This window comes from Vibrio sp. 10N.222.48.A3, from assembly GCF_041475345.1.
In the GTDB taxonomy this organism is placed as follows: domain Bacteria; phylum Pseudomonadota; class Gammaproteobacteria; order Enterobacterales; family Vibrionaceae; genus Vibrio; species Vibrio tasmaniensis_A.
In genome coordinates this window covers 1-13,392 of the sequence record NZ_JBFRVX010000013.1, presented here as the reverse complement: position 1 = coordinate 13,392, position 13,392 = coordinate 1, and the positions used below count along the sequence as shown (strand labels likewise).

Sequence of the window (13,392 nt, the reverse complement as noted above, 5' to 3'; positions counted from 1 at the left end):
ATCAAGAGGATTGATGGCGTTAGTGACACGATTTTCTTGATTAACTAGAGTATTTGTAACCTAGATTCCAAGTTCATCGAGTAAATCAGCTGCAGAATCGTTGCCTGAACTTTGCTCTGGCTGCTTTGGTTCTTGCATTTTTTTCTGAGTCGCTTCAAGAATGCTGTCTGGACATTCGTCTTCAGCGATTTCGAATTCTTCCAATTGGATGAATTCTGTTTTGTCCATTGCAAGCTCAAGGTAGAAAATGTTGTTGTCGGCAGTAGAGAAAGTAACACGACGAGCTTGCGGGCGATCTAAGTTAGTATCAACAGAAAGGTTCACTTGCTTGTTCAATGCCAGCATTTTCGGTTGGTTTTGTGTGATGTTAGTCTGCAGTTCTTTACGGATTTTGTTGGTAAAGTCGCCAACCAACTGGTTCATCAACTCACCTAATACATCACCTACTTCGTCTGAAGTATGAAGTACAGCGAGTTCGTCTTCAGGCATGCCCATATTACGCATGTAATTTGTGTAGATCTCTAGCGCTGCTTTCGACGTAAAATTGATCACAACAAGACCTGAAAACCCGCCGTCGAACAAGACGAAACAACCAAAATCTGGCTTAAGACTTGTCTTGTTGATCTTTTGAACCATGGCTGAGTAGGACACCTGTGAAGCCGTCGCTGAAGTAAGTACGTTTGAGACTGATTGGCATAGCTTAAGAAGAATATCTTCAGTTGTGACTGTTTTGCTTTTTTTCATTGTTATTTGCTCATGGAGATGTCGTAAAAAAGTTATCTACTATCTTACTACTGAATTAAGACGAAAGTGACTATTTCTCCATTCTTGCACCGAGATTCTTATTTGATCACCTTTTTATATGATCTTAATAGTAGTAAAGTGACGAAATTCAAAGAAAAATATTAAAAATCTCAGATAACCCAATGCTGATAGGATCAGCGAAGTAGGGGCAGGAAGCAAATGTTACCAAGACTTCAACTCAATGCTGATGTCGATCCAGTAGTCGTACGCTTTTTAGATGAACTAAAAACAGCGGGCTTTACTGGCGACATTGAATCTCAATATTCTAGCCGTTTGGCTGTGGCGACTGATAACAGTGTCTATCAGCAATTGCCGCAGGCAGTTATTCTCCCTAAAACAACCCAAGACGTTGTGCTGCTCGGTAAAGTGGGTGCAAAATCTGCTTACGAACGCGTGACCTTTTCCCCTCGTGGCGGTGGTACCGGTACTAACGGACAGTCTTTAACAAAAGGCGTCGTGGTTGACCTGTCTCGTTATATGAACAAGGTTCTTGAGATTAACGAGCAAGAAGGCTGGGTAAGAGTTCAGTCAGGTATCGTTAAAGACCAATTGAACGATGCTGTGCGTCCGTATGGTTACTTTTTCTCTCCAGACCTTTCTACCAGTAACCGAGCAACCTTAGGTGGCATGATCAATACCGATGCTTCGGGCCAAGGGTCATTGAAGTACGGTAAAACGTCTGACCATGTGTTGTCGCTGCAAGCGGTCTTCGCAGATGGTTCATGTCTCGAATCCGATTTATCACACGGCTTACCTGCTGAAGGTGAATTTGCTCACCATGCCCTTGCAGTAACTGAAGCCGTTTGTCGAGATAAGCGCGCTCAAATTCTTAATAAATTCCCACCATTGAACCGCTTCTTAACTGGTTACGATTTAAAGAACGCAATCAACGAAGAAGACGATAGCTTTGACCTGACTCGTGTTCTATGTGGTGCAGAAGGTTCATTAGCATTCATCACTGAAGCAAAGCTGAACCTCACGCCGATTCCAAAAGCACGAACGTTGGTTAACGTGAAATACAATACGTTCGATTCTGCACTGCGTAATGCGCCGTTCATGGTAGAAGCGAAAGCGCTGTCTGTTGAAACCGTTGACTCAAGAGTATTGAACCTAGCGAAACAAGACATTGTTTGGCACACCGTGAGCGATTTGCTGATGGATGTTCCAAATAAAGAGATGCTTGGCATCAACATGGTTGAGTTTGCAGGCCAAGATGAAGCGGAAGTTGAACAACAAGTTCAAGCGCTGACCGCACAGCTTGAAAGCATGGTAGAAACTGAAGAAGCCGGTGTGATTGGCTTCCAAGTGTGCAGTGATTTGGCGAGCATTGGCCGAATCTACAACATGCGTAAGAAAGCGGTAGGCCTATTAGGTGCGGCGAAAGGCCGAGCTAAGCCAGTCGCTTTTGCTGAAGATACCTGTGTACCACCAGAAAACTTGGCCGACTTCATCTCTGAATTTAGAGTATTACTCGATTCAAAAGAGTTGAACTACGGCATGTTTGGTCACGTGGATGCGGGCGTACTGCACGTTCGTCCTGCTTTAGATTTGTGTGATCCGATGCAAGAAGCATTGATGCATGAAGTCTCTGATGAAGTGGTTAAGCTGGTGGCTAAATACGGCGGCTTGATGTGGGGTGAACACGGTAAAGGCTTCCGTTCTGAGTATGGTCCTGACTTCTTTGGTGAAGAGCTGTTTACCGAATTAAGACGAGTTAAAGCGGCATTTGACCCGCATAACAAGATGAACCCAGGCAAGATCTGTACGCCGTTAGAAAGCGATGCTGAGTTGGTGAAAGTCACTGATACCAAGCGTGGTTTCTACGATCGTCAGATCGACGTACAAGTCCGTGATAGCTTCAAGCAAGCGATGGAATGTAATGGTAACGGCTTGTGTTTCAACTACGATACGAGTTCGCCAATGTGTCCTTCGATGAAAGTCACGGCTGACCGTCGTCATTCACCAAAGGGCCGTGCAGGCTTGGTTCGTGAATGGTTGCGTCAGTTAACGGAACAAGGCGTCGATATTCTCGATTTAGAGCAAGAAGCGCTGAAGGACAATACTCCGATTAAAACCATGGTGGAACGTGTTCGTAACACGATGAACAAACGCCATGAGTACGATTTCTCACATGAAGTTCATGAAGCGATGAACGGTTGTTTGGCGTGTAAAGCGTGTGCGAGCCAGTGTCCTATTAAAGTTGATGTACCAAGTTTCCGTTCTCGATTCTTAAACATCTACTATTCGCGTTACCAGCGCCCAGCAAAAGACTATTTAGTCGCTAACATTGAAACCATGCTGCCGCTGATGGCGAAAGCGCCAAAAGTAGTGAACGCTGCATTGGGTCAAAAGTGGATACAAACGGCAACGGCTAGGACGGTCGGTTATGTTGATGCTCCTTTGATGTCGGTACCTACACTTAAAAATCGTCTGGCGAGCAAAGAGCTGCAACTCTTCGACTTACAGTACTTAGAAGGCTTGTCTTCTGAAGAGAAGAAACAGCATGTGCTGATCGTTCAAGACCCGTTCACTAGCTTTTATGATGCGGAGGTGATTGAAGACTTCGTCACTCTGGCTCAAAAACTTGGTAAAACTCCGGTGTTGCTGCCGTTTAAGCCAAATGGTAAAGCTCTGCACATTAAAGGCTTCTTAAGTCGTTTTGCGCGTGAAGCGAAATCAACATCGGATTTCTTGTCGATGGTGGCGGATATCGGTATTCCTTTGGTGGGTGTGGACCCGGCTCTTGTGCTTTGTTACCGCGATGAATACGTAGAGATCTTAGGTGACAAACGTGGCGACTTTGATGTGCTTACCGTGCATGAATGGTTAATGCCATCGTTAGGTGAGTTCGAAGCACGTTCAGCAAGTGAAGATATGTGGTACTTGTTTGCTCACTGTACTGAGAAAACCAAAATGCCGAACGCTGAAAAAGAGTGGGGCACTATCTTCAAGCACTTTGGTGCTGCGTTAACCAGCGTTCCGGTTGGCTGTTGTGGTATGGCGGGCACCTTCGGGCATGAAGTTGATAAGTTACAAATGTCGAAAGACATATACGGTTTAAGCTGGAAGCCTCAAATGCAGGACTTACCAAAAGATCGTTGTTTGGTGACGGGTTATTCTTGCCGTAGCCAAGTGAAGCGTTTTGAAGGTGAGAAGCTTGCTCACCCATTACAAGCGCTAGCAAAAATTCTTTAATACATTTAGCCCAGCAATTGCTGGGCTTTTTTCTAAACTAACAAAGGAATGTTAATAAGGAAAAGTATGAATTTTCTAGAATTAAAAGTATCACCCGTTGCACTGTTCATTATTGTATTCGTAGCATCATACTTCTGCGCTCAGCAGTTGAGCCAAGGAACATTGGCAATGCCTTATCGAATGGTTGTGCTCGGTATCGGGATTGTCTTGAGTGGTGTTATTGGGATATCAGGCATATGGGAGTTTCGCAAACAGAAAACCACCGTTAATCCGATCAAAGTCGACACCGCTTCTGCAGTTGTGGACAGTGGAATCTTTGGCTACACGCGAAACCCAATGTATCTAGGGCTATTTATCCTACTGTTTTGTTTTGGCTACTTCTTCCAAAACCTGTTCAGTGTCTTACTCAGTTTTGTATTCGTAATCTACATGAATCAGTTCCAAATTAAGCCAGAAGAACGCGCTCTAGAGCAATTATTCGGTGCGGAATATGTTGATTACAAACAAAAGGTTAGGCGCTGGATTTAGTTCTGACTTGAATACAGGCTTGAGTGACTTGATGTCATTAGTCATCGAAATAAAAAAGCCCAGCTTGTGATACCAAGCTGGGCTTTATTGATCTTGTCTCTAGTTATTTACATCAAGTGATGTAAATAAAGCTCTCTATGTCTTGCCCATTGGAAATCAGATCATACAAGGACCCATTTATGCAGCAGAATCTCATTGGTGAATCCCCTAGTTTTCTCTCTGTTTTGGATAAAGTGTCTCAACTCGCACCAATCGAAAGACCGATTCTGATCATCGGGGAGCGTGGTACAGGTAAAGAGTTAATCGCCCAAAGGCTGCATTACCTTTCAAGGCGCTGGGACCAGCCATTGATCTCACTGAACTGCTCAACCCTTAGCGAAGGGTTGATTGATTCAGAGTTGTTTGGTCATGAATCAGGTTCTTTTACCGGTTCAAAAGGTCGTCATCAAGGTCGTTTTGAAAGGGCTGAAGGTGGAACTCTGTTCTTAGACGAACTAGCGACCACCCCCCTTGCCGTTCAAGAGAAGCTATTGCGTGTTATTGAATACGGGCAATATGAGCGTGTCGGCGGACAAAAGGCGCTAAGTGCCAATGTAAGACTGGTGTGTGCGACCAATGCTGACTTACCAGACATGGCGTTAAAAGGCGAATTCAGACCCGATTTATTAGATAGACTGGCGTTTGATGTCATTACTACCCCACCTCTTCGCGAACGAAAAGAAGACATCACGCTGCTAGCAGAATACTACGCCATTAAGATGTGTCGAGAGTTAGAATTGGAGCTGTTTGTCGGTTTTGCTCCATCTGCTGTTGATGCACTATTGGATTATTCTTGGCCGGGAAATGTGAGAGAACTCAAAAACGTCGTTGAACGAGCTATCTACCAGCACGGTAAAGATCCATATCCTATTGAATCTTTGGTGTTTAACCCCTTTAAACCAACATGGCAAATAGATCAAGATTCCACGCACGAAACTGGCAATGATCTGTCCAACAGCCATACTCCATTAGAGCACTCATTTTCTTTGCCGCTTGATTACAAAGCATGGCAAGAACAGCAAGACATTAAATTACTCAATCAAGCACTAAAACAGAGCAAGTATAACCAGAAGCAAGCAGCAGAACTACTTGGGTTAACCTATAACCAATTACGTGGAATGGTGAGGAAGTACGCGATTGTAGGGCAAGCTAACGATAAATAGCTGTCCACACTTGATTATTATTTGGAGCCGAATAAATAAAATGTTAAATTGTCGGGATCTTGAGGCTCCTCTAACGCCTCGTTTCGAAAAGTATTTCTTTTTATGAAAGCACTAATAAGACTATCACTTAGCATCTGCACGCTTGGCTTTTTAGCTGGATGTGGTGAAAGTGTCACTCACGAGCAAATCCGTGAAAAAAGCTTCATTTATTGCGGCCAAGGTAATCCTAGTACCTTCAATCCACAATTGGTTGATAGTGGCATTACCTCAGAGTCGCTGAGCCCTCAAATTTTCGATACCCTGCTCACTCTTGATCCTATGACTTACCGACCAAAACAGAACTTGGCAACAAGCTGGTCTGTCGATAAATCAGGTACAGAGTACACTTTCAAACTGCGCCCAAATGTTGCGTTTCAAACCACAGATTGGTTTACCCCAACCCGCAGCATGAATGCACAGGATGTGGTCTTTAGTTTTGAACGTATCATTGATACTTCAAACCCATTTCATTATGTGGGTGGCGGTTTATATCCATGGTTCGCTGGCATAGACTTTCAAAACCTGATAGTTGAAATCACGGCGGTGGATGACCTAACGGTGAAGTTCCAGTTAAGTCGCCCAGATAATTCATTTCTTAACAATATCGCCACCAGCTATGCGGTCATTCACTCCAAAGAATATGCCAACAAGCTGATTACCACAGATGAAAAAAATGAAATAGACTCCAAGCCCGTAGGCACAGGCCCTTTCTACTTGGATGAATATCAAATTAATGATCTTGTACGCTTGAAAAAGAACATGCATTACTGGAAGGGTGAAGTACAAATGGACCAAGTTGTATTTGATACTTCACAACGCGGTACAGGCACACTTGCCAAGCTTCTCCGCAGTGAGTGTGACGTGTTGAACTCACCAATTTCTAGCCAGATCCCTATTATTCAAGCTCATGAAGAGTTGAAGATTTCTGCCACACCTGCAGTAAATGTCTCTTTCATCGCGCTAAACACAGAACACCCTGCATTGCGTGACTCACGAGTACGTAAAGCATTGAACTTGGCTATTAACCGTCAGAACATTCTTGATTCTGTGTACTACGGTACAGGTACAAAAGCCTACACGTTACTTCCCCCTACTTCTTGGGCTTATCAAAAAGACAGCGTTCAAGTTCGCTATGATCGAAACTATGCGATCGCACTTCTTAGAGAGGCCGGTGTAGAACCAGGGTTAGAGCTTTCAATGTGGGTGCCACTAGAGCCACGCGCATACAATCCAAGTCCAAGAAAAACGGCAGAACTGATCCAAGCAAACTTGGCTGATATTGGTATTGAATTGAAACTCTATACCGACGATCGATTTGACCGAACACAGCTGTCTTCAATTTCCTCAACAGATTTGTTACTCACAGGTTGGATTGGCAGTACGGGCGACCCAGACAACTTCTTGCGTCCACTTCTATCATGTAGTTCGGAACGCGCGGGATTAAACGTCTCTATGTGGTGCAACTCAGACTTTGATTTCCTTCTCGACTTGGCATTAGAGATTAATCAACAAAGGCATCGCGTGAACTTGTATCGACAAGCCCAAAACATTCTTAATGAAGAAGTTCCTGTGATACCTCTCGCTCATGGCGTGCAATTCCGTGTGCACGATCGTTCGCTAACAGGTTTTAAACGCAGTCCTTTTAATGCTCAACCTTTTGATCAAGTCAGAAGGGAGGTGAACTGATGTTTTGGTATACATTAAGACGTGTAAACTTATTCATTATTACACTTGGAATTCTGACTTTGGTGGGCTTTGCTCTACTTCGATTAGACCAAACCTCACCTTGGGCAATTCAAGATTTTTGGCCCGGCTGGCTTAGCTACGTCACCGAATTATCGACGCTGAATTTCGGCCTGAGCAAACACGGTGTTCCTATCATCGAAGAGCTTGTCGTGGTATTCCCTGCGACGTTAGAATTGTGCTTCTTTGCTTTTCTACTCGCACTGTTTATCGGCATCCCTTTCGGCACAATTGCCGGCATGAGACAAGGTAAGTTTGTTGATACCACTATATCGTTTACTTCAATGGCAGGCTACTCAGCACCTATATTTTGGGTCGCATTGCTAATGATCATGGTGTTCTCACTGCACTTCGAGATGTTCCCTGTTGGGGGACGATACGATCTACTTTACGAAATTGAACACGTGACTGGCTTTGCAATGATTGATGCCTTCTTTGCCGAAGGTAACTATCGAGCACACGCCCTACAGAGCGTAATAGACCATATGGCGTTACCTTGTCTTGTTTTGGCGCTCGCTCCAACAACCCAGGTTATCCGACTAATGAGAGCGTCAGTGGCTGAAGTGATGGCTCAAAACTACATCCGTGCCGCGCGAATCAAAGGTCTTTCAACAAGAGAGATCGTCACTCAACATGTATTAAGAAATGCAATACCACCGATTATTCCTAAGGTCGGCGTTCAACTCTCCAGTATGTTAACGCTCGCTATCATCACCGAGTCTATCTTTAACTGGCCGGGTATTGGCCGCTGGTTGCTGGATGCATTATCCAATCAAGATTACGTTTCAATTCAAGCTGGTGTAATTGTGGTAGCAACCTTGGTTTTGACCGCGAATATACTGTCCGATCTACTGGGCGCGATGGTCAATCCTCTGGTAAGGAAGGAATGGTATGCTAACAAATAACGTCTACCAAGAAGAACAGATTCCAACCCAATTCGAGCGTTTCTGGCGCAGCTTCCGTGGCAATAATCTCGCAATGTTTGGACTATGGTGTTTGGTCTTGATCATTTTGATCACCATCACTTCACCATGGCTAGCACCACATGATGCTCAAGAGCAGACGGGGCACCTACTAACACCTCCTTCTTGGGATCCGGCTGGAACAGTTGAGTATTTTCTAGGCACTGATGATTTAGGCCGAGATATTCTATCCCGTCTGATTATTGGCTCTCAGCTGACATTTGGTGCCGCAGTAGTGATTACCTTTATCGCAGCAGTCATCGGTTGTCTGATTGGCGTACTTGCAGGTATGACTCGTGGGTTGCTATCAAGTACGCTAAACCACTTGCTTGACACGGTAATGTCTATTCCGTCGTTGCTACTTGCGATTATCTTCGTGGCATTTCTTGGCTTTGGCGAGTTTAATATCTTGCTAGCCTTATGTTTGGCATTGATTCCACGCTTTATTCGTTCGGTATACATTGCCGTGCATGCAGAAGTAGAAAAAGACTATATTTTGGCTTCTCGCCTTGATGGTGCGAATGACTTCTACCTGTTATGGAATTCAATCCTTCCTAATATTCTTACTGTAGTGGCACTTGAAATTACACTGGCATTGTCAGTCGCCATTCTTGATATCACGGCCTTGGGTTTCTTAGGGCTTGGCGCTCAAGCACCAAGTACCGAATGGGGCTCAATTTTGGGTGATTCTGTAGAGCTGATTTACCTTGCGCCATGGACAGTAACTCTACCCGGCTTAGCCATTATGTTTACAGTGATCGTGATTAACCTTGTCGGTGAAGGTGTTCGCCAAGCGCTAAATGCAGGAATCGAATAATGCCGTTACTTGATATTCGACATCTAACCATCGAGATTGAGACCCCTCAAGGGATGGTTAAAGCAGTAGATCGAATGAGTATTACCCTCAATGAGGGAGAAATTCGTGGCTTAGTAGGTGAATCAGGTTCTGGTAAGAGCTTGGTTGCAAAAGCGATCGTTGGTGTTTGCAAAGAAAACTGGAAAGTGTCTGCCGACCGAATGCGCCTTGGCAATATCGACCTGCTACAACTAACGCCCAAAGAACGACGCCGTGTGATCGCTCGCGATATCGCGATGATCTTCCAAGAACCATCGACATGTCTTGACCCTTCCGAAAAAGTGGGACGCCAGCTAATAGAGGCGATTCCTTCGCGTTCATTTGAAGGTCGATGGTGGCAACGGTTTAAGTGGCGAAAAAAGCAAGCAATAGCATTACTGCATAAAGTGGGGATCAAAAATCACTCTCACCTAATGGACAGTTATTCTTATGAGTTGACCGATGGTGAGTGTCAAAAAGTCATGATCGCCATGGCGATCGCTGCCAAGCCAAAAGTGCTAATTGCCGATGAGCCAACCAACGATTTAGACCCGATTACGCAGTCTCAAATATTGCGCTTATTGAGCCGAATGAATCAACTTCATAACACGACAATTCTCCTCATTGGGCACGATTTAACGACTATCACTCAATGGGCGACACGAATAACCGTGATGTACTGCGGTCAGTCCGTTGAGTCTGCAGATACGACAAAACTGTTGGATGTACCAAAGCATCCTTACACCGTTGCACTGCTAAAAGCGATGCCCGATTTTAACGACTGGATTCCCCATAAAGAAAAACTGCAATCTTTACCAGGGTCAATTCCGCCGCTGCAGCACCTCCCGATTGGTTGTCGACTTGGACCACGTTGTCCATACGCGCAAAGACAGTGTGTCGAGATCCCGCATACTAAGCGTATAAAGACCCACAAATTTAACTGTCATTTCCCTCTGAATATGGAGAAGAAAAAGAAATCATGAGTGCATTATTAGAGGTCAGTGATTTATCTAAAGACTTTACGACTCGCTCTGGTCTTTTCCGTAAAAAGATTCATCAGGCAGTGAAGCCAGTTAGCTTTTCCCTTGAAGCGGGACAGACTATTGGTTTTATCGGTCAGAATGGGTCGGGGAAATCGACATTAGCTAGAATGCTAGCGGGTATGGTGGAACCAACAGCAGGTGAGATCCGAGTGAACGGTGAAAAGCTAGAACACAAAGACTACTCAACTCGCTGTAAACTGATTCGAATGATTTTCCAAGATCCGAACACCTCGCTAAATCCACGCATCCAGATTGGTCGAATCCTTGAAGGACCGTTGAAGCGAAATACCAACATGCCACCAGAAGCCCGCATGCGCCGCGTAAAGGACACATTATTACGTGTTGGGCTTCTACCAGAACATGCTTACTTCTATCCTCAGATGCTTGCTGCAGGCCAGAAGCAGAGGGTTTGTTTGGCTCGCGCATTGATACTTCAGCCTTCCATCATTGTGGCTGATGAAGCGTTGAATGGTTTGGATATGGCGATGCGTTCGCAAATCATCAATCTGTTCCTAGAACTTCAAGAAGAGATGGGCGTATCGTTCGTTTATGTTTCCCAACACATCGGCATTGTTAAACACATCACAGATAAGATCATCGTCATGCACGAAGGCAATGTGGTTGAAAGTGGCGAAACACATGAAGTACTGACTAACCCAACTCACCAAATCACACAAAGGTTAGTTGAGAGCCACTTCTATAAAGCACCAAGCCATTAATCGGTGATAGCGCTATATTCCGCAAAGGGGAAAGATATGTTACCAAGAGCTTCAATGCTTTCCCTCTTGTTGGCGCTGCTGTCCTTTAATGCAGCAAGCACAACACTCACATGGCTAGATAGAACCTTCGTCGAAACTGCCTTTTATCACGTCGCACTTCAACACGAATATTCACAAGGCGACAAGCTCCTCGCTAAATGGAAACAGCCTATCAAGGTATGGGTTGATCATCGAGTGGGTGATAAAGACCTGCATCAGGAGCTCACGGAACTTCATCTCCAACACTTGTCCGAAGTGACCCAGCACCCCATAACAATCGTTAAAAATAAGTCTGAAGCGAATGTAAAATGGATATACACGAGGCAGAGTCAGTGGATAGCTGAAGCCAAAACTGTACTCAAACTGAAATCGACACAGCATCTAAACAGCGCTATCTGTACTGCAGGTTATCGAACTAATTCCAAAGGGGAGATTGTATATGCAGGAATTGTGATCCCAGTAGATCAAGCGAGAGCAAGAGGAAAGCTGGTCGCATGTATCGTGGAAGAGATCACACAGGTTCTAGGCCTGCCGAATGATTCAGATAAAGCCTACCCTTCTATTTTCAATGATCACACGCCAGAAGACTTGTTATCCCCCTTAGATGTAGTGCTGCTAAAGCTACTGTATGAGCCTCAATTGAAAGTGGGAATGACAAAAGAACAGGCAAAACCAGTTGTGCGAAAAATACTGAAAAGATACAGCAAAACAGGTGTACTTCAGCAAGCTTCTAAAGCAGCACAGCAGGCGCCTTTGTATCAACTTATTGGGTATTGACGAAAATACGTTGGAAAGTAGCTTAGAAGGGAAGAATAGAACAACAGCGTTGCCCGAGGTAAGACAACGCTGGCTTACAATTTGACGAGAGAATTAGCGCTTAGCAGCCTGCTTCTTCAGCTCGAAGTCGAACTCATCCGGGAACAAGATAACACCTTCTTCCTGTTCGTTCGGGAACACAACAACTGCAAGCTCGTCGTCTTCTAGACCGTTAGTCCAACGGCTATGCCATTTGTTTAGTGAAATAGACTCAGCTTTACACTCAGACCAATCACCCGTCGCCCAAGACTCCGCAAACTCTTGATTTGGCCATACAGGAACACAGTCTTCATCTTCTGTGTTCAGCATTACACAACCGTGTTCATCGGTTAAGATCCATACTTCACGGTTCGCTACGATTTCTTTCACACAGTACTTCAGGCGTTGCTCACCCGTATACTTATTGATTTCAGCGATTTTTTTATCGTCTAGCTGTGTAGTCATCTCAATTTCCTACTTTAGTCAGTAACTATGTTCTTAAAGCTATTTTATGCCGAGTGTTTTTAACTTCAAACACTATCGATGAAGAAGAAAGCCTACTTCAAAGAAAAACGCCTGCTAAATTAGCAGGCGTTTATAATTAAGCGACTTGGTTAAACAAGCTCGCCTTGAAGCCAAGGCCAACCTTGCTTCTTACGGCTCAATGTATTTTCCATCATCAATACACCGTCTTTCTCGAATTTAACCAGCTTATCAGCCCACTCACCTTTGTATAGAAGACGAGTTTGAGCTGTAGTGATATCTGTCAGCATTACTGCAGCGAATGCTAGACCATCTTTCTCACAACGCGCTTCAAGATCAGCTTCTAGCGCTTCGATCATGCCGTCTACTTGCTCAAGAGTCGCAAGCTCAACTTGACCAACAACAACATCACGACCGTTGAATGGGTAGCCTTTAAGGTCTTTTTCTACTAATTGTGCCGCAGATAGGCCTTCGATGTTTGTCTTAGCGATTAGAAGCGCTTTGATAAATGCATCAACGTCAGTCACGCCAGCGATTTCAGCAAGCTCAGCAACCGCGTCTTTGTCTTTTTGAGTACATGTTGGAGAAGCAAAACCAACTGTGTCTGAAAGAATTGCAGACATCATCAGTTTAGCGATTTGTTGAGAGATAGCGTGACCTTCAATCTTGAACATGTTGAAAAGTACTGTATTTGTACAGCCAACAGGCCAGATCCAAGCTTCCATAGGGTTAACTGTCATCACGTCACCTAGACGGTGGTGATCGACAATACCTACGATCTCTGCTTCAGCTACATCGTCTGGTGCTTGTGCAAGATCTGAGTAGTCTACTAGCCAGATTTTCTCACCAGCAACAGAAGTACGAAGTTCTGGCTTTTCAGCACCAGCGACTTCTAGAATGTGTTGAGTTTCGCGGTTGATCTCGCCTTGGCGAATTGGTGTCGCTTCCTCGCCACGAGCTTTAAGAAGCTCAGTTGCAACTAACGCACTACAAATACTGTCACTA

The 13,392-nt window shown here is 44.6% G+C and carries 12 protein-coding genes; 9 read left to right on the top strand and 3 right to left on the bottom strand.

Annotation, left to right across the window (positions count from 1 at the left end; genetic code table 11):
* Window positions 1-60: 60 nt before the first annotated feature.
* Window positions 61-744, bottom strand: a complete 684-nt coding sequence (locus AB4653_RS00315) for a DUF3334 family protein (protein WP_009846485.1) — start codon at window positions 742-744, stop codon at window positions 61-63.
* 219 nt (window positions 745-963) lie between these two features.
* Here AB4653_RS00315 and AB4653_RS00310 point away from each other — a divergent pair, with 219 nt between their 5' ends.
* From AB4653_RS00310 to AB4653_RS00270, 9 genes are all read left to right on the top strand, one after another.
* Complete coding sequence (locus AB4653_RS00310; protein ID WP_009846486.1) at window positions 964-3,999, top strand: FAD-binding and (Fe-S)-binding domain-containing protein; 3,036 nt, start codon at window positions 964-966, stop codon at window positions 3,997-3,999.
* Between the two features lie 66 nt (window positions 4,000-4,065).
* Window positions 4,066-4,527 (top strand): isoprenylcysteine carboxylmethyltransferase family protein, encoded by a 462-nt coding sequence (locus AB4653_RS00305; RefSeq protein ID WP_009846487.1) that lies wholly within the window; start codon window positions 4,066-4,068, stop codon window positions 4,525-4,527.
* 179 nt (window positions 4,528-4,706) lie between these two features.
* Window positions 4,707-5,729, top strand: coding sequence for a phage shock protein operon transcriptional activator (gene pspF / locus AB4653_RS00300; protein WP_102257844.1), 1,023 nt, complete (start codon window positions 4,707-4,709; stop codon window positions 5,727-5,729).
* Between the two features lie 102 nt (window positions 5,730-5,831).
* The gene (gene sapA / locus AB4653_RS00295; RefSeq protein WP_102257843.1) at window positions 5,832-7,454 is read left to right on the top strand and encodes an ABC transporter substrate-binding protein SapA; all 1,623 of its coding nucleotides are present in this window, start codon (window positions 5,832-5,834) and stop codon (window positions 7,452-7,454) included.
* A complete protein-coding gene (locus AB4653_RS00290; protein ID WP_009848779.1) occupies window positions 7,454-8,416 on the top strand; it encodes an ABC transporter permease subunit in 963 nt (320 codons plus the stop codon). Before sapA ends, AB4653_RS00290 begins: the two co-directional genes overlap by 1 nt.
* Entirely contained in the window at window positions 8,403-9,290 is an 888-nt protein-coding gene (sapC, locus tag AB4653_RS00285) for a putrescine export ABC transporter permease SapC (protein ID WP_009848780.1), read from the top strand. The genes AB4653_RS00290 and sapC overlap by 14 nt, the downstream gene beginning before the upstream one ends.
* Window positions 9,290-10,291 carry an oligopeptide/dipeptide ABC transporter ATP-binding protein gene (locus tag AB4653_RS00280; protein ID WP_009848781.1) on the top strand — a complete coding sequence of 334 codons (1,002 nt, stop codon included), beginning with the start codon at window positions 9,290-9,292 and terminating at the stop codon, window positions 10,289-10,291. Before sapC ends, AB4653_RS00280 begins: the two co-directional genes overlap by 1 nt.
* Window positions 10,288-11,070, top strand: coding sequence for an ATP-binding cassette domain-containing protein (locus AB4653_RS00275; RefSeq protein ID WP_009848782.1), 783 nt, complete (start codon window positions 10,288-10,290; stop codon window positions 11,068-11,070). Before AB4653_RS00280 ends, AB4653_RS00275 begins: the two co-directional genes overlap by 4 nt.
* A 36-nt stretch (window positions 11,071-11,106) precedes the next feature.
* Window positions 11,107-11,886 (top strand): DUF2927 domain-containing protein, encoded by a 780-nt coding sequence (locus AB4653_RS00270; protein ID WP_102257842.1) that lies wholly within the window; start codon window positions 11,107-11,109, stop codon window positions 11,884-11,886.
* A 93-nt stretch (window positions 11,887-11,979) separates the two neighbouring features.
* Here AB4653_RS00270 and AB4653_RS00265 read toward each other — a convergent pair whose 3' ends face one another.
* Together AB4653_RS00265 and AB4653_RS00260 are read right to left on the bottom strand one after the other, a co-directional pair.
* Complete coding sequence (locus tag AB4653_RS00265; RefSeq protein WP_004734596.1) at window positions 11,980-12,369, bottom strand: DUF2750 domain-containing protein; 390 nt, start codon at window positions 12,367-12,369, stop codon at window positions 11,980-11,982.
* Between the two features lie 149 nt (window positions 12,370-12,518).
* Window positions 12,519-13,392 (bottom strand): manganese-dependent inorganic pyrophosphatase (locus AB4653_RS00260; RefSeq protein ID WP_372103082.1); only part of this gene is annotated, 874 nt, incomplete at its 5' end.